This is a genomic window from Actinoplanes teichomyceticus ATCC 31121 (assembly GCF_003711105.1).
Lineage (GTDB): Bacteria > Actinomycetota > Actinomycetes > Mycobacteriales > Micromonosporaceae > Actinoplanes > Actinoplanes teichomyceticus.
On sequence record NZ_CP023865.1, the window covers coordinates 4,807,249 to 4,826,772 of the forward strand.

At 74.0% G+C, this 19,524-nt stretch carries 20 protein-coding genes; 10 read left to right on the forward strand and 10 right to left on the reverse strand.

The window, feature by feature from the left end; translation table 11 throughout:
* The first annotated feature begins 110 nt into the window (after positions 1-110).
* From ACTEI_RS21225 to ACTEI_RS21235, 3 genes are all read left to right on the forward strand, one after another.
* On the forward strand, positions 111-1,550 hold the full coding sequence (locus ACTEI_RS21225) for a cellulase family glycosylhydrolase (protein WP_239082427.1): 1,440 nt from the start codon (positions 111-113) through the stop codon (positions 1,548-1,550).
* 121 nt (positions 1,551-1,671) lie between these two features.
* Entirely contained in the window at positions 1,672-2,034 is a 363-nt protein-coding gene (locus tag ACTEI_RS21230; RefSeq protein ID WP_122979243.1) for an ArsR/SmtB family transcription factor, read from the forward strand.
* Positions 2,027-2,659: an SRPBCC family protein gene (locus ACTEI_RS21235; protein ID WP_122979244.1), complete on the forward strand. Its 633-nt coding sequence runs from the start codon at positions 2,027-2,029 to the stop codon at positions 2,657-2,659. The genes ACTEI_RS21230 and ACTEI_RS21235 overlap by 8 nt, the downstream gene beginning before the upstream one ends.
* 76 nt (positions 2,660-2,735) lie before the next feature.
* On the opposite strand, the gene ACTEI_RS21240 is transcribed toward ACTEI_RS21235, so the two are convergent.
* Together ACTEI_RS21240 and ACTEI_RS21245 are read right to left on the reverse strand one after the other, a co-directional pair.
* Complete coding sequence (locus ACTEI_RS21240) at positions 2,736-3,041, reverse strand: phosphotransferase (RefSeq protein WP_239082431.1); 306 nt, start codon at positions 3,039-3,041, stop codon at positions 2,736-2,738.
* 203 nt (positions 3,042-3,244) lie between these two features.
* Positions 3,245-4,255, reverse strand: a complete 1,011-nt coding sequence (locus ACTEI_RS21245; RefSeq protein WP_122979245.1) for a sulfotransferase family protein — start codon at positions 4,253-4,255, stop codon at positions 3,245-3,247.
* Positions 4,256-4,502: 247 nt separating this feature from the next.
* Here ACTEI_RS21245 and ACTEI_RS21250 point away from each other — a divergent pair, with 247 nt between their 5' ends.
* The gene (locus tag ACTEI_RS21250; RefSeq protein WP_122979246.1) at positions 4,503-5,318 is read left to right on the forward strand and encodes a class I SAM-dependent methyltransferase; all 816 of its coding nucleotides are present in this window, start codon (positions 4,503-4,505) and stop codon (positions 5,316-5,318) included.
* A gap of 80 nt (positions 5,319-5,398) precedes the next feature.
* On the opposite strand, the gene ACTEI_RS21255 is transcribed toward ACTEI_RS21250, so the two are convergent.
* On the reverse strand, positions 5,399-6,430 hold the full coding sequence (locus tag ACTEI_RS21255; RefSeq protein ID WP_122979247.1) for an ABC transporter substrate-binding protein: 1,032 nt from the start codon (positions 6,428-6,430) through the stop codon (positions 5,399-5,401).
* A gap of 116 nt (positions 6,431-6,546) precedes the next feature.
* Between ACTEI_RS21255 and ACTEI_RS21260 the strand changes: the two genes are divergently transcribed.
* From ACTEI_RS21260 to ACTEI_RS21275, 4 genes are read left to right on the forward strand one after another with little or no spacing between them, the layout of a single operon-like run.
* Positions 6,547-7,581, forward strand: a complete 1,035-nt coding sequence (locus ACTEI_RS21260) for a FecCD family ABC transporter permease (RefSeq protein WP_122979248.1) — start codon at positions 6,547-6,549, stop codon at positions 7,579-7,581.
* A complete protein-coding gene (locus ACTEI_RS21265; protein WP_122979249.1) occupies positions 7,578-8,594 on the forward strand; it encodes a FecCD family ABC transporter permease in 1,017 nt (338 codons plus the stop codon). Before ACTEI_RS21260 ends, ACTEI_RS21265 begins: the two co-directional genes overlap by 4 nt.
* Before the next feature lie 43 nt (positions 8,595-8,637).
* Complete coding sequence (locus ACTEI_RS21270; protein ID WP_122979250.1) at positions 8,638-9,471, forward strand: ABC transporter ATP-binding protein; 834 nt, start codon at positions 8,638-8,640, stop codon at positions 9,469-9,471.
* A gap of 53 nt (positions 9,472-9,524) precedes the next feature.
* The gene (locus ACTEI_RS21275; protein ID WP_122979251.1) at positions 9,525-11,132 is read left to right on the forward strand and encodes a methyl-accepting chemotaxis protein; all 1,608 of its coding nucleotides are present in this window, start codon (positions 9,525-9,527) and stop codon (positions 11,130-11,132) included.
* Between the two features lie 56 nt (positions 11,133-11,188).
* On the opposite strand, the gene lhgO is transcribed toward ACTEI_RS21275, so the two are convergent.
* The gene (gene lhgO / locus ACTEI_RS21280) at positions 11,189-12,382 is read right to left on the reverse strand and encodes an L-2-hydroxyglutarate oxidase (RefSeq protein ID WP_122979252.1); all 1,194 of its coding nucleotides are present in this window, start codon (positions 12,380-12,382) and stop codon (positions 11,189-11,191) included.
* A 152-nt stretch (positions 12,383-12,534) separates the two neighbouring features.
* On the opposite strand from lhgO, the gene ACTEI_RS21285 reads away from it, so the two are divergent.
* The gene (locus tag ACTEI_RS21285) at positions 12,535-12,873 is read left to right on the forward strand and encodes a YnfA family protein (protein WP_122979253.1); all 339 of its coding nucleotides are present in this window, start codon (positions 12,535-12,537) and stop codon (positions 12,871-12,873) included.
* 229 nt (positions 12,874-13,102) lie between these two features.
* On the opposite strand, the gene ACTEI_RS21290 is transcribed toward ACTEI_RS21285, so the two are convergent.
* The 3 genes from ACTEI_RS21290 to ACTEI_RS21300 are packed head-to-tail and all read right to left on the reverse strand — an operon-like array spanning position 13,103 to position 15,549.
* Entirely contained in the window at positions 13,103-14,551 is a 1,449-nt protein-coding gene (locus ACTEI_RS21290; protein WP_122979254.1) for a HAMP domain-containing sensor histidine kinase, read from the reverse strand.
* Positions 14,548-15,246: a response regulator transcription factor gene (locus tag ACTEI_RS21295; RefSeq protein WP_122979255.1), complete on the reverse strand. Its 699-nt coding sequence runs from the start codon at positions 15,244-15,246 to the stop codon at positions 14,548-14,550. Before ACTEI_RS21295 ends, ACTEI_RS21290 begins: the two co-directional genes overlap by 4 nt.
* 42 nt (positions 15,247-15,288) lie before the next feature.
* The gene (locus tag ACTEI_RS21300; protein WP_187645962.1) at positions 15,289-15,549 is read right to left on the reverse strand and encodes a hypothetical protein; all 261 of its coding nucleotides are present in this window, start codon (positions 15,547-15,549) and stop codon (positions 15,289-15,291) included.
* A gap of 209 nt (positions 15,550-15,758) precedes the next feature.
* Here ACTEI_RS21300 and ACTEI_RS21305 point away from each other — a divergent pair, with 209 nt between their 5' ends.
* Positions 15,759-16,763 (forward strand): LCP family protein, encoded by a 1,005-nt coding sequence (locus ACTEI_RS21305; protein WP_122982313.1) that lies wholly within the window; start codon positions 15,759-15,761, stop codon positions 16,761-16,763.
* Between the two features lie 12 nt (positions 16,764-16,775).
* On the opposite strand, the gene ACTEI_RS21310 is transcribed toward ACTEI_RS21305, so the two are convergent.
* The 3 genes from ACTEI_RS21310 to ACTEI_RS21320 form a co-directional block, all read right to left on the reverse strand.
* The gene (locus ACTEI_RS21310) at positions 16,776-17,981 is read right to left on the reverse strand and encodes an RCC1 domain-containing protein (RefSeq protein WP_145830878.1); all 1,206 of its coding nucleotides are present in this window, start codon (positions 17,979-17,981) and stop codon (positions 16,776-16,778) included.
* A gap of 382 nt (positions 17,982-18,363) precedes the next feature.
* Positions 18,364-18,984 (reverse strand): MBL fold metallo-hydrolase, encoded by a 621-nt coding sequence (locus ACTEI_RS21315; protein WP_122979257.1) that lies wholly within the window; start codon positions 18,982-18,984, stop codon positions 18,364-18,366.
* Between the two features lie 214 nt (positions 18,985-19,198).
* Positions 19,199-19,387, reverse strand: a complete 189-nt coding sequence (locus ACTEI_RS21320) for a hypothetical protein (RefSeq protein WP_122979258.1) — start codon at positions 19,385-19,387, stop codon at positions 19,199-19,201.
* Between the last annotated feature and the right edge of the window lie 137 nt (positions 19,388-19,524).

Sequence of the window (19,524 nt, forward strand, 5' to 3'; positions counted from 1 at the left end):
GGCACGTTACAGTCGTCACCCCAGCTGGGAGCGCTCCCACAATCCCCTCCCCCAAAGGTGACGCAGCGTTGAAGCGTAAACTGAAACTCGTTCTGGCGTCAGCAGTGGCCGTGGCCACTGTTTCGACGGTGGCGTTCTTCGCCCTGCCGGCCAGCGCGGAGGCCGCCTCGTTCGCGGTGACGAACTCCTGGAATGCGGGATACCAGGGCGAGGTCACGGTCAGCAACCCCTCCTCCTCCAAGATCGACACCTGGAAGGTCGAGATCACCCTCCCGGCCGGGTCGACGGTCAACCAGTCCTGGAACGCGACGCTCGCCGCCTCCGGACAGAACTTCACCTTCACCCCGGCCGGCTGGAACGCCACGATCGCCGGCGGCGCCTCCACCAGCTTCGGCTTCATCGTCAACGGCACCGGCCGCCCGACCTCCTGCAAGGTCAACGGGCAGGCGTGCACCGGGCTGACCGGCGCCCCGACGAGCGCGCCGGCCACCACCGCCAGCTCGCGCCCGGCCGGCACCCCCTCCGCGGCGCCGACCACCTCCTCCGCGGCGCCGAAGCCGACCACCGCGTCGCCGAAGCCGAGCACCGCCACCCCCACGCCGACCAGGACCGCCGCGGCCGGCACCCCGCTCGCCGCCAACGGTCAGCTCAAGGTGTGCGGGACGAACCTGTGCAACCAGGCCGGCAAGAAGATCCAGCTGCGCGGCGTGAGCAGCCACGGCATCCACTGGTTCCCCAGCTGCTACCCGGGCGCGGCGCTGGACGCGCTGGCCACCGACTGGAACGCGGACCTGTTCCGGATCGCCATGTACGTCCAGGAGGGCGGCTACGAGTCCGACCCGAACGGCCTCACCACCAAGGTGAACACCCTGGTCGACATGGCCGAGGCCCGGGGCATGTACGCCCTGATCGACTTCCACGTCCTCAACCCCGGTGACCCGAGCTTCAACCTCACCCGGGCCAAGGAGTTCTTCGCCAAGGTCGCCGCGCGCAACGCCGGCAAGAAGAACGTGATCTACGAGATCGCCAACGAGCCGAACGGCGTCAGCTGGGCCACCATCAAGAACTACGCCGAGCAGGTCATCCCGGTCATCCGGGCGAACGACCCGGACGGCATCGTGATCGTCGGCACCCGCGGCTGGTCCTCGCTCGGCGTCTCCGAGGGCTCCTCGTCCGCCGAGATCGTCAGCAACCCGGTGAACGCGAGCAACATCATGTACGCGTTCCACTTCTACGCCGCGTCGCACAAGGACAACTACCGCGCCGAGGTGCAGAAGGCGGCCGCCTCGCTGCCGCTGTTCGTCACCGAGTTCGGCACGGTCAGCGCGAGTGGTGACGGCGCGGTCGACACGGCCAGCACCAACGCCTGGATCGACCTGATGGACAAGCTGAAGATCAGCTACGCCAACTGGAACTTCGGCGACAAGAGCGAGGGCAGCTCGATCCTCAAGCCGGGCGCCTGCTCCAGCGGGTCGTTCTCCGGCACGGGCGCGCTCACCGAGTCGGGCCAGCTGATCCGCTCGCGGATCCGCACCGCTGACGACTTCTGATCCGACCGAGCCCGCCCTCCCCTGCGCGGGCCGGTGATCAAGCGGGCCGGGACCCTACTCCCGGCCCGCTTCTCTGTGCTCATCCCACACTTATATAAGCCTTTTCTGATAAGGTGGCCCCGTGCACGCGTTCGATGTGCTCGGCGACCCGGTACGGCGCCGCATCCTGGAACTGCTCGCCGACGGCGAGCAGACCTCCGGCGCGGTCACCGCGGTCATCCGGGCGGAGTTCGGCATCTCCCAGCCGGCCGTGTCACAGCACCTGAAGGTGCTGCGCGACAACGGCTTCGCCACCGTCCGCCCGGACGGCGCGCGCCGGCTGTACGCGGTCGACGACACCGCGCTGCGCCAGGCCGACGAGTGGCTGAGCCGGTTCCGGCGGTTCTGGACGCCGCATCTCGCCGCGATGGCCACCGAGGTGGCCCGGGGTCGCAGAATGCGCCGTCTGGCCGCGAACGACGAGATCAGGAGCACCGATGATTGACGTGACCGAGCAGATCAACAGCGTCCGCCGCACCCTCGGCGACCGGGTCCTCGAGGCCGGTACGGCCCGGGTGCTCACCATCAGCCAGAGCTACGACACCGACCTCGACGACCTGTGGGACGTGGTGACCGTCCCCGAACGCATCGAGCGCTGGTTCCTGCCGGTCTCCGGCGAGCTGCGCGAGGGCGGGAAGTACCAGTTCGAGGGCAACGCCGGGGGCACCGTCACCCGCTGCGACCGGCCCCGGTCGTTCGCCGCCACCTGGGAGTTCGGCGGGCAGGTCAGCTGGATCGAGGTCCGGCTCACCCCGGAGGCCGGCGGGCGTACCCGGTTCGTGCTGGAGCACACCGCCCACGTCGACGACCACTGGGACACCTACGGCCCCGGCGCGGTCGGCGTCGGCTGGGACTCGGGGCTGCTCGGCCTGGCCATGCACCTGGGCGCGCCGGACACGCCGCGCGACACGGACGCCATCATGGCGTGGATGGGGTCGGCGGACGGCAAGCGGTTCATGTGGCTCAGCAGCCAGGCGTGGGCCGAGGCGAGCGTCGCGGCCGGCGTCGACCCGGCGACGGCCGAGAAGCAGGCGGCGGCGACGTACGCGGCGTACACCGGCGGCGAGTGACCCACCGGCGGCACGCGGGGCCGGCGGCAGCACCACGAGCCGGTCCACCGGTGCCCGCCGGTCCCGAGCAGCCCCCTCAGCCGTCGGCGCGCAGCCGCTGCACGACATGGCGGAACCGCACCGCGTCCGCCGCGACGTCGCCGTGGAACCAGACCGGATCGCCGGTCCACGGCGCGGCCAGGGCCTTGTCCCAGATGGCCAGCAGTGCGTCGCCGTCGGGCAGCGCGGCGGCGGCGTCGCACATCATGCCGTCGTAGGTCAGCAGCGGACCGCCGCGATACCAGCTGTGCCGACCCGGCGGCGGTCCGCCGGCCGGGTCCACCGCCCGCAGCGCCAGCAGGAGGTCGGCGAGCGCGACCGCGAGCGCGTCCAGGTCGCCGATCGCCGCGGTGGCGGCCGGCTCGCCGTCGAGCCAGCGGTAGACCGGCCACGGGTGCGGGAAGCCCTCAGATCAGCGACAGCACGATGTAGGCGATGCCGGAGACCGGCCACGGGTGCGGGAAGCCCTCCCCCGGCGCGCCGTGGGCCAGCGGACCGGGATCGGCACCGGGAGCCGCCCGGCGAGCACCGGCAGCCGTCCGGCGGTCACGAGCCGTGCGGCGCCCGCTGCGCGCCGGTGAGGCGGGCGGGCAGCTCCGGGCTCCGGCGGTGGGCGCGGACGGCGGCCCAGCCGTCCGCGGCAGCGGCCCGGGCCGGCCCCAGGTGGTGCCGCACGGCGAGGCGGGCCCGGGCGGCATGGTCGCGCGGCGTACGGCGCGGGGCCGCGCTCAGCTGGTACCCGAACCGGGGCAGCCGGTCGCCGAAGACCGCCTCGCACCGGCGCAGCTCGGTCGCGCCGAGCCGGGTGTGCCAGCTGCGCACCCGAGCGGTGGTGACCTGCGAGCGGGTCAGCTCGTGCCAGGTCTTGTAGTCCGGGACGGCCACCCGGGCCTGCTCGGACGGCCGGGTCATGGCCGGGTCGTAGTCCTCGCCGAGGAACCGGCAGATCACCCGCAGGTGCCGCTCCGGCTCGGCCACCAGGTCCTCGTAGCGGACCTGGTGGTAGACGTCGGCCGGGTACCGGCGCGCGGCATGCGTGGCGAGGTCGGCCGAGCGCGCCCAGTAATCGATCATCGTGGCCAGGTCGTACGGCGGCCACGGGGTCTCCTTCAGCGAGGCCACGCAGTCCCGGCCGTCGCGCATGATGGTGATGATCTGCGCGTCCGGGAACAGGCGCCGGATCACCGGCAGGTGCCGCAGGTAGGCGGGACGCTTGTCACCCCAGCGCGGTTTGCCGAAGCGGTGGGCGTACCGCTGGAAGACCGTCCCCAGCGCCGAGCCGAGGGTGGGCGGCGCGGCGGTGATCGCCGCGATCGTCTCCTGCGGGTCGAGACCGAGGTCGCCGAACTGCGGGGAGGCGACGATCCAGCGCGCCAGGGCCGCGCGCCGCGCCGGGTCGCGCAGGTCCCCGAACCGGTGCCGGCGCCGGTAGGCGGTCAGCAGGAAGCGACTCTCCGGCGGCAGCGCGATGCGCGGGTGCGCATGCAGCATGAGCTGCAACATCGTGGTTCCGGAGCGGGGGCATCCTACGACGAAGATCGGACGGTCGCTGCTCATGCCGCCCACCGTAGAGTATTTGTTGTCCCTTTTGCGAAGATTGTAGGCTCTTGTGCGGCTGAGGCCACGGTGTCGAAGGTTGCGCCCGCCACCGCGATGCCGTATGCCGGGCACATGGATGCTGATGAGCTCCGACGTCCCCGGCGCCCGCACGGCGTCATCCCGGACGCCGTCGACGTCCCCCACCGGGCGGTCGTCGCCTCCCTGCCGCGCAGGGACCGCCCCCAGCCGCCCGGCGGGGACGGCGATGCCTGACGGGTGGCGGTGGGACGACACGCTGTTCCGCGGCAGCGCGGCCCACTACGAGCGCGGCCGGCTGCCGTACGCGCCCGGCTACGCCGAGACGCTGGCCGCGCACCTCGGCCTGGACGGGCGGGGGCGGCTGCTCGACGTGGGCTGCGGGCCGGGCACCGTGACCCGGCGGCTCGCGCCGTTCTTCCGGGAGGCGGTCGGGCTGGACCCGGATACGGACATGCTGGCCGAGGCCGAGCGCCGCGGAGCCGCCGGCACCCGGTGGGTCGCCGGGCGCGCCGAGGACCTGCCGGCCGGGCTGGGCCGGTTCCGGACGGTCGTGTTCGCGCAGTCGTTCCACTGGACGGACCGGGAGCGGGTGGCCGCGACCGTGCGGCGGATGCTGGAGCCGGGCGGGGCGGTGGTACACATCGCCGATCTGCCCGACCCGCCACCCGCGACCGCGCCGCTGCCCCGGCCGGCGCCGCCCTACGACCGGATCGCCGCCCTGGTCCGGCGCCATCTCGGGCCGCTGCGGCGGGCCGGCCGGGGAGTGCTGGTCAACGGCACGCCCGACGGCGAGGACCGGGTGATGTCGGGGGCCGGGCTCGTCGGCTCGCGCCGGCTCGTCGTACCGGCCGGGCAGGTGGTGACCCGCACCGCCGACGACCTGGTGGCGTGGACGTTCTCCCGCTCGGACTCGGCGCCGCATCTGTTCGGTGACCGGCTGGCCGCCTTCGAGACCGAACTGCGCGCGCTGCTGAGCGGCGGACCCTACGCCGAGCACCTCCGACCGACCGAGATCATGATCTGGCAGGCACCGGACCCGTGACGGCTCGCGCCCGCCCGGCCGGACGGGCCGCCCCGGCCGGGCCCGCCGCTCGATCGCACGAGCGGCGGGCCCGCACCACGTCAGGCGACCTTCTTGGACTTCTTGATCGCCGCGGTGAGGGCCTCCAGCAGCGGAGCGGCGCCGTTCCAGGAGTAGATCGGCACGGCCTGCCACGGGAAGACCTGGTTGGCCTTGACCGCGGGCAGCGCGTTCCAGGTCGGCTTGGCGGTCAGGTCCTTGGGCTGCAGGGTGCCGGTCCGGGCGTCCAGGAAGATGATGTCCGCCTTGTACTTGTCGGCGTTCTCCCAGCTCAGCGACTCATAGTAGTCGGCGCCCTTGACCTCGGGCATGATCAGCTCGACGCCGAGCTCCTTGAAGTACATCAGGTCGGAGCTGACCGCCGCGCTGGAGACGTAGAAGACGTCCGCGCTGCCCGAGCCGAACAGCACCCGGATGCCACCGGAGGCCTTGGCGGCGGCGGTCAGGTCGGCGGCGGCCTTCTCGAAGCGCGCCTTGGCCTCGGTGACCTTGGGGGCGTTCAGGTCGGCGCCCAGCGACTTGGCCAGCTCGGCGTAGCGCTCGATCGGCTTGGTCAGCGGGACCCGGCCGACGGAGATGGCGGCCGCCGGGGCGACGCCGAGGATCTTGTCCTTGGACTCGTCCGGGACGTACCAGTACGCGCCCGGGTCGAACATGTGCGTGACGAGCAGGTCGGGGCTGAGCGCCGCGTACTTCTCGACGGAGAACTCGCCCCACGCGTTGCCGATGATCTGCACCTTGTTGACGTCCAGCGCGCCGGCCTGCGCCTCGGCGGTGCCGTCGGCCTTCTTGGTCTCGCCGAAGACACCGACGATCTTGTCCTGGAGGCCCAGGTCGACCAGGGCGGCGGCGGTGCCGGTGAAGGTGACGATCTTCGACGGGGTCTTGTCGGCCGTCAGCTGCTTCGGCACGTCGTCGGTGAAGGTCCACGGGCCGGCGGCGGCGGCCGAGGTGGCCGGCGAGGACGTGTCGTCCTCCTTACCGCCACACGCGCTCAGCAGGGCGCCGAGGGCCGTGGCGCCGCCCGCGGCGAGCAGGCCACGACGGGACAGGGGAAGGGAGGAAAAAGACATGTTCACATCTTTCGCAGGGCTACAGACCGGTCGCTCGACCGTGTGGATGGTTAGGCTAACCTAACGAGCCGAACGCGCGTCAACAGGATCCGCCGGAAGCTGACGGGAGCCCGCCACTGTCCACCATCGACACCCTCTCCGACCGGCGGGCGCACACCGAGCCGCCGGCAGCGCGGCGTGTGTCCGTCCGCCTGGCAGGGCTCCTGATCGCGCTCGCGGTGCTGGCCGCCGTGCTGGTGCTCGGCATCGGCTTCGGCGCCCGCTTCCTCTCCCCCGGCCAGGTCTGGGCCGGGCTGGTCGACTCCGGCTCGCCGTACTACCGGATCGTGCACGAGATGCGCCTGCCCCGTACGCTGCTGGGCCTGATCGTCGGCCTGGCCCTCGGCCTGGCCGGCGCGATCATGCAGGCGCTGACCCGCAACCCGCTCGCCGACCCGGGCCTGCTCGGCATCAACGCCGGCGCCTCGGCGGCGGTGGCCACCGCGGCGGCCTTCCTCGGCATCGGCACCTTCGGCAGCTACGTCTGGTTCGCGCTGCTGGGCGCCGCGATCGTCACCGCGCTGGTCTACGCGGTCGGCGGTGGCCGCGCGGCCACCCCGGCCCGGCTGGCGCTGGCCGGCGCCGCGCTCAACGCCACGCTGTACTCCTATGTCAGCGCCGCGCTGCTGGCCAACACCGAGTCGATCGAGCGGATGCGCTTCTGGACCGTCGGCTCGCTGGCCAGCGCGGACTTCGGCACGGTCCGCCGGGTGCTGCCGTTCATCGCGGCCGGCGTGCTGATCGCGCTCGCCTCGGCCCGCGCCCTCAACGCGCTGTCGCTCGGCGACGACGCGGCCCGCGCGATCGGGGCCCGGCCCGGCCTGATCCGGGTCCTGGTGATCGTGGCGGTCACCCTGCTGTGCGGCGCGGCCACCGCGGCGTGCGGCCCGATCGTCTTCGTCGGGCTGCTGATCCCGCACCTGGTGCGCCCGTTCACCGGTCCGGACCTGCGCTGGATGCTGCCCTACACCGCGGTGCTGTCCCCGGTGCTGCTGGTCGGCGCGGACGTGCTCGGCCGGGTGCTGGGCAGCCCCGGCGAGCTGCAGGTCGGTGTGGTCACCGCGGTGCTCGGCGGCCCCCTCTTCCTCTACCTCGTGCGAGTCGCCAAATGATCACCACCACCGTCGGCGGCCGGATCGGCGTCCGTCCACGCGCCGTGCTCGTCGGCGCCGTCGCCCTGCTCGGCATGGCCGCGCTGGCCGTGCTCACCCTGGGCACCGGCGAGTTCCCGATCGCTCCCGGCGACGTGCTGCGCACCCTGGTGGGGCAGGGCACCGCCGCGCAGGCATTCATCGTCAACGAGCTGCGCCTGCCCCGGGTGGTCACCGCGATCCTGGTCGGCATGGCGCTGGCGGCCGGTGGCGCGGTCTTCCAGTCGCTGACCCGCAACCCGCTGGGCAGCCCGGACGTGCTGGGCATCGCCAACGGCGCGAGCACCGCGGCGCTGGCCGTGGTGATCGCCGGCGGCAGCAGCGCCCAGCTCTCCCTGGCCGCGGTGGCCGGCGGGGTCGCGGCGGCCCTGCTGATCCAGCTGATCGGCGGCCGGCGGGGCCTGCACGGATACCGCTTCATCCTGATCGGCATCGGCATGGCCGCGGTCCTCCAAGGGATCAGCGGCTGGCTGCTGACCAAGGGCGTGCAGATGGAGAACGCCCGCGCCATGCTCTGGCTCACCGGCAGCTTCGACGGCCGCGGCTGGGAGGACGCGCTGCCGCTGCTGGGCGTGCTGGCCGTCGCCGTCCCGCTGCTGACCCTGGGGTGCGGACCGGGCCTGCGGATGCTGGAGATGGGCGACGACATCGCGACCGGTCTGGGCATCCCGGTCCGGCGGGTGCGCGGCACCGCCCTGCTGACCGGTGCGCTGGTCGTCGCCTGCGCGGCGGCCGCGGCCGGCCCGGTGAACTTCGTCGCGCTGATCGCCCCGAACGTCACCCGGCGGCTGACCCGGGCCCCGGGCCCCAACCTGCTGCCGTCGATGGCGATCGGCGCGCTGCTCACCGTCGGCGCGGACTGGCTGGCCATGCACTCGGGGTACCCGCTGCCGGTGGGCGTGGTGACCGGCGCGCTGGGCGGCGTCTACCTCGTCTGGCTGCTCACCACCGAACGCAGGGCCGGCCGGATCTGATGGCGAGGCCGTCCACGACCACGAGGAACACAGGAGCACACCCATGAGCCGACTGAGCGGCACCGGCCTGACCCTGGCGTACGACAAGCGGGTCATCGCCGAAGAGCTGAGCGTGGAGATCCCGGACGGCTCGTTCACGGTGATCATCGGCCCGAACGCGTGCGGCAAGTCCACCCTGCTGCGGGCGCTGTCCCGGCTGCTGAAGCCGACCGCCGGGACGGTCCTGCTGGACGGCAGCGACGTGCACTCGCTGCCCACCCGGGCGGTCGCCCGGACGCTGGGCCTGCTGCCGCAGTCGTCCATCGCGCCGGACGGGATCACCGTGGCCGAGCTGGTGGCCCGCGGCCGCTACCCGCACCAGAGCCTGCTGCGCCGCTGGTCGGCCGAGGACGAGCGGGTGGTGGTCGAGTCGATGGCCGCGACCGGGGTCGGGGACCTGGCCGACCGCAACGTCGACGAGCTCTCCGGCGGCCAGCGCCAGCGGGTGTGGATCGCGATGGCCCTGGCCCAGCAGACCCCGCTGCTGCTGCTCGACGAGCCGACCACCTATCTCGACATCGCGCACCAGATCGAGGTGCTCGACCTCTGCGCCGAGCTGCACGAGCGGCAGGGCCGCACGCTGGTCGCGGTGCTGCACGACCTCAACCACGCGGCCCGGTACGCCACCCACCTGATCGCCATGCGCGGTGGCCGGGTGGCCCGCTGCGGCTCGCCGGGCGAGGTGCTCACCGCGGAGCTGGTGGAGGACGTCTTCGGGCTGCCCTGCCGGGTGATCGACGATCCGGAGACCGGTACGCCGCTGGTGGTGCCGGCGGCTCGCCGGCGTGCCGCGGACGCGCCGGCCGTACCGGGGCCGGAGGCCTCAGTAAAGGTCTGAATTAACCGATCAGGAGGGCCTGACCAAGTCCCCCTGATCGGTTCGGAGTCACGATGTCCTCACCCGCCGCGCCGGCCGGCGCCAGCGGCAACGTCCTGGCCCGGTGGTTCACCGACCTCCGGGTCCGGACCAAGATCCTCACAACGGTCCTGACGGTCGCGGCCGTCGTCACCGCCGCCTGCGTGCTCGCCGTGACCCGCATGGGCGACATGGACGAGCGGATGCGCACGCTGCAGGCCACCAACATGCAGAACCTGATCCTGCTCGGACGGATCCGCGGCACCCAGTCCGCGATCAACCACTTCTCCACGGCCCTGGTCACCGCCGACACGCCCGCCGCCGCGCGGGCCGAGGCGGGCCGGGGCCAGGCCGCGGCGATGAAGCAGCTGGACGCCACGCTCACCGCCTACACCGCGCAGCCGAAGGCGGCGGCGACCGTCGAGACGCTGCGGGAGTTCACCAGGAACTGGGAGCAGTTCAAGGCCGCCATCGCGGCCGCCTCCCAGGGCCGCGACCCCGGCGTCGACTTCGACAGCGTGATCAGCGGCATGGACCGCTCGATCACCGACCTGGTCGACGAGGAGGACGCGACCGCGCAGGCCGCCGCGCGCCAGGCCCACGAGAGCTACCTCGCCGCCCGCCGCGACGTGCTGATCGCGCTCGCCGTGGCGCTGCTGGCCGGCACCGGCCTGGCGCTGACCGTCGCCCGGTCGCTGACCCGCCGGCTGGCGCCGGTCGCGGCGGCGATGGACGCGATGGCCGACGGGGATCTGAACCGCAGCGTCCCGGCCGGAGGCCGGGACGAGATCGGCGCGATGGCGCGCTCGGTCAACAGGGCCACCCAATCGGTACGCGAGACCGTCACCGCCCTGGCCGAGACCGCCGAACTGCTGGCGCACAACTCGACGGAGCTGGCCCGGGTGCACGACCAGACGGTGACCGGCTCACGGGCGGTCACCGGGCAGGCCGAGGCGGCCAACAGCTCGGCCGCCGAGGTGTCGGCCAGCCTGCGCACCGTGGCCACCGGCGCGGACGAGATGGCGATGGCGATCGAGGAGATCGCCCAGAGCGCCACGGCCAGCGCGGGCGTCACCATGGAGGCGGTCTCGGTCGTGGCCGAGACCACCGAGACGGTGAGCAAGCTGGGCGTCAGCTCGCAGGAGATCGGCGCCGTGGTCAAGGTGATCACGTCGATCGCCGAGCAGACCAACCTGCTCGCGCTCAACGCCACCATCGAGGCGGCCCGGGCCGGCGAGTCCGGCAAGGGCTTCGCGGTGGTCGCCGGCGAGGTCAAGGAGCTGGCCCAGGAGACCGCGAAGGCCACCGAGGACATCTCCCGGCGGGTGCAGGCGATCCAGGGCGACACCGAGAGCGCGGTCGCCGCGATCACCCGGATCGGCGAGGTGATCGAGAAGATCAACCACTTCCAGACCACGATCGCCTCGGCGGTCGAGGAGCAGACCGCGACCACCGCGGAGATGAACCGCAACGTCACCGCGGCGGCGGCCGGCGCGTCCGAGATCGCCCGCAACATCAACGAGGTGTCCGGCGCGGCCGAGCAGAGCACCCACGGCATCGCGGCCGGTCAGCAGGCCGCGACCGAGCTGGCCACCCTGGCCGAGGACCTGAACCGCCTGGTCCGCCGGTTCAGCTACCGCTGAGCGCGCCGGGGCCGGACGCCACGCCACGGCGTCCGGCCCCGAGCGGTCGGCGAGGCTCAGTCGAAGATCGCCGACACGACGTGCGCGGCGATCGCGAGCGACGACGTCGCCGCCGGCGAGGGCGCGTTTCGTACGGCGGTGACCGGGCCCAGCCGGTGGATCCGGAAGTCGTCGACGAGGCTGCCGTCGCGGTCCAGCGCCTGCGCGCGCACCCCCGCGCCGGAGCGGTACACGTCGGCCACGCCGATCTCCGGGACGTACCGCGTCGCCTCGGCCATGTAGCGGCGCCGGGAGAGCGAGCCGCGGACCTCCCGCACCCCGGTCCGCCAGTGCTGCCGCGCCATCCGCCAGGCGCCCGGCCAGGCGGCGAGCGCGGCCAGGTCGGGCACCGAGACGTCGGAGCGCCGGTAGCCCTCGCGGGCGGTCGCCAGCACCGCGTTCGGGCCGACCTCGACCACCCCGGACACCCGGCGGGTGAAGTGCACGCCGAGGAACGGGTAGCGCGGGTCCGGAACCGGGTAGATCATGCCGCGGACCAGGTCCGCCTTCTCCGGCTTGACCCGCATGTACTCGCCGCGGAACGGGATGATGACCGGCTCGGCCCGGTCCCCGGCCAGCCGGGCCACCCGGTCGCTCTGGATGCCGGCGCAGATGATCACCCGGTCGGCGACGAGCCGGCGCTGTCTTGAGCCGACCTCGGTCCGGCCGCCCGACCCGGCGATCCGGTCGACCGGCCAGCCCAGCCGGATCTCGCCCCCGGCCGCGACGATGTCGTCGGCGAAGGCCCGCGCGACGGCCGGGAAGTCGGTGATCGCCGTGTGCGGCGAATGCAGCGCGGCGAGGCCGGCGGCGTGCGGCTCGATCTCGCGGATCCCGGCCGGATCGACCCGGCACAGCCCGGGTACGTCGTTCTCCCGCGCCCGCCGCTCCAGATCGTCGAGCCGCCCCATCTCGTCGACCCGCACCGCGACCACCAGCTTGCCGCACTCGTCGTACCGGATCCGCCGCTCCTGGCAGTACTCCCGCAGCAGCGACCGCCCGAGGGCGCACAGCCGCGCCTTGAGGCTGCCCGGCGCGTAGTAGATGCCGGCGTGCACCACGCCGGAGTTGTGCCCGGTCTGGTGCCGCGCGACGTCGTTCTCCTTCTCCAGCACCACGACCCGGGTGCCCGGCCGCCGGAGGGTGATCTCCCGGCCGATCGCCAGGCCGACGATGCCGGCTCCCACGATCCCGATGGTCTCGTCAGCCATCTCCCGCCCGCCTTTCGCGTAGGCTTCGCGTCGCGCCGAAGTGGACGGCGAACGTCTCGACCCTGGTATAGAACCGCATCGCCGCGGCAGTCGGCCCCGCCCCTGCCGGACGCGGCCCGGCGCGATGATCGCTCGGGGGTAGGTTGCCCGGCATGACCATCGCTCGCTCGCTGCTGCTGTTCGCCCTCGCCGCGCTCGCGGAGATCGGCGGGGCCTGGCTGATCTGGCAGGGCTGGCGGGAGGACCGTGGCCCGTGGTGGATCGCCGCCGGCGTCGTCGCCCTGGGCGCCTACGGCTTCGTCGCGACCCTGCAGCCGGACGCGAACTTCGGCCGGATCCTGGCCGCCTACGGCGGGATCTTCGTCGCCGGCTCGCTGGCCTGGGGCGTGGTGGCCGACGGGTTCCGCCCCGACCGGTGGGACATCATCGGCGCCGCGATCTGCCTCGTGGGCGTTGCCGTGATCATGTACGCGCCGCGCGCCGCTTCCTGACCGGGACGACCGGCGCGGCACGCCTGCCCCGGGATTCCGCCACGGAAGCGTGATGATTGTCGACACCAGTGTGAACCCGGGCGGGCTTGCGGGCATCCGTCCCGTGGCTGCGCGAGGCCGCCATGCGCGACCACGTCGCGAGCGTGATCGAGGCCCTGCGCGGCATGGGGCAACTGGGCGCCGCCGGGGCGGTCGCGGCCGGGAGCGAGTCACCGGCCGCCGGGCACGGTCAGGCCGGCAGGCGGATGGTGACCACGGTGCCGCCGTCCTCGCCGGCCGCGACCGCCGCCGTGCCCCCGTGCTGGCCGGCGGTCTGCGCCACGATCGCCAGCCCCAGTCCGGAGCCCGGCATCGAGCGGGCGGCGGGCGCGCGGTAGAACCGGTCGAAGACGTACGGCAGGTCCTCGGCCGCGATCCCCGGCCCGCTGTCGGTCACGGTCAGCACCGTCCACCCCGGCTCGTCCGAGCTGAGCCGGACCTGGACGGCGGCCCCCGGCGGACTCCACTTGGCCGCGTTGTCCAGCACGTTCACCACCATCCGCTCCAGCTCACCGGGCCGCCCGAGCACGCTCGCCGGCGCCAGTGAGGTGTCGAAGACCAGCCCGGGCGCGCGGATCCGCACCCGGGCGACCGCCGCCGACACCACGTCGGCGAGGTCGACCGGCTCGATCGTCTCCCGGGTGGCCTCCTCCCGGGCCAGCTCGACCAGCTCGGTGGTGAGCGTGGCCAGCTCCCGCACCTGCGCGTCCAGGTCGGCGAGCAGCTTGGCGCGTTCCTCCGGGGGCAGCCGGTGCGCCAGCTCGGGGCGGCGCTCCAGTTCCAGCAGCAGCTCCACGTTGGTGCGGATGCTGGTCAGCGGCGTACGCAACTCGTGCCCGGCGTCCTCGACCAGGGTGCGCTGCGCGCGGCGGGACGCGTCGATCGCGGCCAGCATGGCGTTGACCGAGCGGCCCAGCCGGGCGATCTCGTCGTCGCCGCGCACGTCGATCGGATGGTCCAGGTCCTGGGTGACCGCGACGTCCTCGACCGCCGCGGTGAGACGTTCCACCGGGGCCAGTCCGGCGCGGGCCACCGTGCGGCCGAGGAACGCCGCGCCGGCGATCCCGGCCGCGCAGCCGGCGGCGAGCAGCATCGCGAAGGCGGCCAGCACCCGGTCGCCGGGGTCCTCGTCCATGCCGACCTGGACCGCTCCCCCACCGGTGAGCGGCACGGTGAGCATCAGGTAGTCGTCCGCGCCGAGAGTGACCTTCTCCTGCACGGGCCGGCCGGCGGCGCCGGTGGCGACGTCCCGGGCGGTGTCGGAGACCGGCAGGGTGGTCCGGCTGCCACCGGCCGCGGCCCCGGTGGCGTCCAGGATCTGCCAGCACGGGCCGATCTCGCGCCCACGGTGGCCGCCACGTTCGTAGCCGGGGCGCCCGCCCGGGTCGCGGGTGCGCGACGACTCGGTGGCCAGCCACTGGGCCGGGTTCGCCGCGATCGACGCGGCGTCGTTGCGCAGCTCCAGATCGACCTGGTGCCGCTGGATCTGCCGGACGGCGATCCAGGCGCCGGCTGCCACGAGCAGCACGGCGGCCCCGACCGCGACGGTGACCAGCAGCGACAGCCGGGCGTGCAGGGTGCGTGCGCGCCACCAGCGGGCCGGGCTGACCGGTACGGCGACCCGGCGGAACGGTGTCACAGCGGCTCCTCCCGCAGCACGAAGCCGACGCCGCGCACGGTGTGCAGCAGCCGCGGCTCGCCGTCGGCCTCCAGTTTGCGGCGCAGGTAGCCGAGGTAGACGTGCAGGCTGTTCGAGCCCTCGCCGAAGTCGTACCCCCAGACCTGCTCGAACAGGGCGGCCCGGGTCAGCACCTGGCGCGGGTGGCGCAGGAACGCCTCGAGGATGTCGAACTCCGTACGGGTCAGTCGCAGCGTCCGCGCCCCGCGCCGCACCTCGCGGGTGCCGGGGTCGAGGCGTACGTCGGCGAAGGCCAGCCACTCGCCCGCCGTCTCCTCCGGCGGCGTGCCGGCCAGCGCCGACCGGCGCAGCAGCGCCCGGATCCGGGCCAGCAGCTCCTGCAGGGCGAACGGCTTGACCAGGTAGTCGTCGGCGCCGGCGTCCAGGCCGGCCACCCGGTCGCCGACGCTGTCGCGGGCGGTGAGCATCAGCACCGGCAGCAGCACGCCGTCCGCGCGCAGCCGCCGGCACGCCTCCAGCCCGTCCATCCGGGGCATGCTGACGTCGAGGATCAGCGCGTCCGGCGCGCCGGCGCGGACCGCGTCGAGCGCCTGCGACCCGTCCTCGGCGGTCTCCACCTGATATCCCTCGAAACGCAGGGTGCGCGCGAGCGAGTCACGCACCGCCGCGTCGTCCTCCACGACCAGGATCCGCATGCCCTCCACCCTGCCAGGCGCCCGTTCAGGACAGGTCGGCGGTCAGCCACGACGGCCGGTCGGCGCGGTCCGAGCAGGGTGACCACCCGCACCCCGCGGTGCCGGGCGAACCACTCCCGCCCGGCGCGGACGACCAGCTCGGCCTCGCTGCGCGCGGTAGATCAGGGTGGCCTCGCCGGGCCGGTAGGGCAGTTCGCCGAGCAGCGACAGCAGCGGGGTGACGCCGATGCCGCGGGCGAGCCGCACGACCGGGCCGCCGGTGCAGGTCTCGCCGGTCAGCTCGCCGTACGGGCCCTCGACCACAACCCGGGTCCCGGGCCGCAGACCGGCGCCCCGGGACCACCCCGGTACGGCATAAATCGCCTGTTCTGCATCTATCGGTCACCGCGCGTGCGATTATCCGCTGGTCGGCGACAACCGGACGGGTGACGAGGGGGACCGGGGTGAACGGGTTCGGACACGGGCGGGGGCCACGGTGGGCGCGGCTGCGGGTGGTTCTCGGCAGCCTCCTCATGATCCCGGCCCTGGCCGCCGGGCCGGCGGTGGTCCCGTCCGTCCGCGCGGCCGCTGCCGCGCCGATCAGCGGAGCGCTGAACATCCTGCTCGTCGGGATCGATCCACGCAACGCGCACACCGCGCCGCTGGCCGACTCGATCATCGTGGCGCACGTCCCGGCCGACCGCAGCGGCGCGTTCCTGTTCTCCATCCCCCGCGACCTGGTGGTGCCGATCCCGGCGTTCGCGGAGTCCGGCAGCACCGCGCAACGCACCAAGATCAACGCGGCGATGGCGCTGGGCAGCCGGGTCGGCGACCGCGAGTACCGCCCGGCACAGGGCTACCAGCTGCTCGCCCGCACGGTCGCCGAGCTCACCGGGATCCCCCGGTTCGACGCCGGCGCGATCCTCGACTTCGGCGGCTTCACCCGGCTCGTCGACGAGCTGGGCGGCCTGAGCGTGGTCGTCGACCAGACCGTCGTGTCCGAGCATCGCAAGCCGGACGGCACCCCGCGCGACCGGCTGAGCGAGTGCCCCGGGCACGACGACTGCCACCGCCCGTACACCGGACCGCAGAAGGTCTACCCGACCAGCGACCGGCCGGTGCCCTTCACCGGCTGGGAGGCGCTGGACTACGTGCGCCAGCGCTACGGGTTGCCGCACTCCGACTACGACCGGCAGCGCCACCAGCGGCAGTTCGTCAAGGCGCTGGCGAAGAAGCTGAAGCGCACCGTGCTCACCAGCCCCGGCCGGTTGCCGCGGCTCACCGGCGCGCTCGGCGACTCGCTGACCTTCGTCGGCGGCGGGCACGGCCTCGCCGGCTGGGCCGCTCACCTCGACGCGCTGCACCTGTCGCGCATGACCACGATCGGCCTGCCCGGCTCGGCGCTCTTCGAGGACGGGGTGTACCGCGGCGAGCAGTTCCCGGCCGCGGTCCACGACTTCTTCGCCGCGGTCGCCGCCGACCGGGTGGCCGAGTTCCTGCTCAGCCACCCGGCGGCGGTCAGCATCGACGCCGGATAGGCCGGCCGGCGGTCACCGCCCGGTGGCCGGGATTCCCGCGGCGCGGCGGAACACCACCTCCACCGGCCTGGTCCGGTCCGTGGTGCCACCGTCGCCCAGCTGCCCGTTGACGTTCCACCCCCAGCAGAACGTCCGGGCGCCGCTGATCCCGCAGGTGTGCTCCCAACCGGCCGCGAGCCGGGTGAAAGCCACCCCGGGCGGGGCCTGCACCAGCCCGGGCGTCGCCCGGCCCGCGGTGCCGCCGTCACCCAGCTGCCCGTGGCTGTTGTCGCCCCAGCAGAACGTCCGGGCGCCGCTGATCCCGCAGACGTAGGAGGCGCCGGCGGTGATCCGGGTGAAGGCCACCCCGCGCGGGACCCGGACCCGCACCGGAGTCCGCCGGTCCGCAGTGCCACCGATGCCCAGCTGACCGAGGTGGTTGGCGCCCCAGCAGTAGGTCGCGGCGCCACTGATCCCGCAGGTGACCAGAATGCCCGCGGTCAGCTGGGTGAAGGCCACCCCCCGCGGGGCGCGGACCCGCACCGGAGTCCGCCGGTCCGCGGTGCCGCCGTCACCCAGCTGACCGTCGGTGCCGGAGCCCCAGCAGTAGGTCCCGGCGTCACTGATCCCGCACGTGTGCGAACCGCCCGCGGCGAGCCGGGTGAAGACCACCCCGGGCGGGGTGCGCACCCGCACCGGGGTGGTCCGGTCCGCGACCCCGCCGTCGCCCAGCGCGGCGTAGGTGTTCTGGCCCCAGCAGTACGTGCCGGCGGCGCTGATCCCGCAGGTGTGGAAATCCCCGGCGGCGAGCTGGGTGAAGACCACCCCGGGCGGCGCCTGCACCCGCGCGGGGGTGGCCTGGTCGGTGGTGCCGCCCTCGCCCAGCTCGCCGTAGGTGTTCAGGCCCCAGCAGAAGGCCGCGGCGGCGCTGATCCCGCAGGTGTGGAAGGAACCGGCGACGAGCTCGGTGAAGACCACCCCGCGCGGGCTGCGCACCCGCACCGGCGTCGACGTCTTCTGCTCCTCGCTGCCGCCGGTCCCCAGCTGGCCGTGGAACTTGGCGCCCCAGCAGTACGTCTCGGTGCCGCTGAGCCCGCAGGTGAACGTGTCCCCGGCGACCACCTGCCGCATCGGTTCGCCGTGCCGCTGCGCCGCGGCCGCCTCGGTGGTCACCGCGGCGGGCGACACCGCGGCCAGGATGACCAGTGTCGTGATCTCGGAGATGGTCCGTCTCAGCACACCCTGCACGGGATCACGGCGGCGCGGGCCCCGAACGCCGATCCCCCGGGATTCCCCCGTCCGGGCGGTTCCGGCGACGACGGATCCGCGGGTGGGCGATGCCGTGGTAGGCCCCGGCACGGGACGGGGCCCGGCCCGCGGACGGAGCCCGGCCCGCGGACGGAGCCCGGCCCGCGGACGGAGCCCGGCCCGCGGACGGAGCCCGGCCCGCGGACGGAGCCCGGCCCGCGGACGGAGCCCGGCCCGCGGACGGAGCCCGGCCCGCGGACGGAGCCCGGCCCGCGGACGGAGCCCGGCCCGCGGACGGAGCCCGGCCCGCGGACGGGGCCACCGGCGCGTACCGGGAAGAGTCCCGGGCCACCGGCGGCGCCGCGCCGCCGGGTCAGCGGTCCAGCAGGCGGCGCTCGGCGTCGATGGTGGTGTCGTCGCCGTGTCCGGTGTGCACGACCGTCTCGCCGGGCAGGGTGAACAGCTTCGCCCGGATCGAGGCGACGATCACGTCGGCGTCGGAGTACGAGCGGCCGGTCGCGCCCGGGCCGCCCTGGAAAAGGGTGTCGCCGGTGAAGACGCACCCCAGGTCGGGGGCGTGCAGGCAGATCGCGCCGGGGGCGTGTCCCGGGGTGTGCAGGACCGTCAGGGTGGTGCCGGCCACCTCGATCCGGTCGCCGTCGGCCAGGTCCCGGTCCCAGGTGGCGGCCGGGTGCGTGAGCTCCCACAGCGGCCGGTCGGCCGGGTGCAGCAGGATCGGCGCCCCGGTCCGCTCCCGCAGCGCCGGCGCGACCCGGACGTGGTCGTCGTGCGCGTGCGTGCAGACGATCGCCCGGATCCGCCGCTGCCCGGCGACGGCCAGGATCGCGTCCACGTCGTGCGGCGCGTCGATCACCACGCACTCGGTGTCGTCGCCCACCACCCAGATGTTGTTGTCGACGTCGAAGGTCTGCCCGTCGAGGCTGAACGTGCCACCGACCACGCCGTGCTCCACCCGGGCCCGCGCCTGCTGCATGTGTCCCCACTTCCTCCCGCCCGGCTCGGTGCCGGGCGATGGAATTCTCCCCCACCGGGCCGCGCCGGACCGCCGACCGCGCGGAACCGCCCGGACGCGGGCTCGTCCGGTCGGCTCGACGGTGCGCGTTCGGATCCGCTCAACGGCGGGCCGGCAGTGAGAAGGCGTTCGGCAGGCGCCCGGCCCAGGCCGCGGCGGACAGCCCCGCCCAGCGTCAGAACGGCTCCGGGTACTCGGCCAGGTGCCGCAGCGTGAACCCGGCGCCGATCAGCGTGGTGACGATCTCGCCGAGGGTCCACTGCGACTCGACGGCGCCGTCGGCCGGGAACGTGTCGTTGACGAAGGACCGCGCGAAGTAGCTGCGGTCGGCGCGGATCCGCGGCTCGTCCTCGTCCAGGACCACAGCGGGACGGCCGGGTGCCCCTCGTGGACGAACAGGTGGCCGCCCGGCCGCAGCACCCGGAACAGGTCATCCGCCCAGGCGGGTCCCCGAGCGGCACTCGGCCGGTCATCGCCCCGCCCGAGGACAGTGGTCGGCCG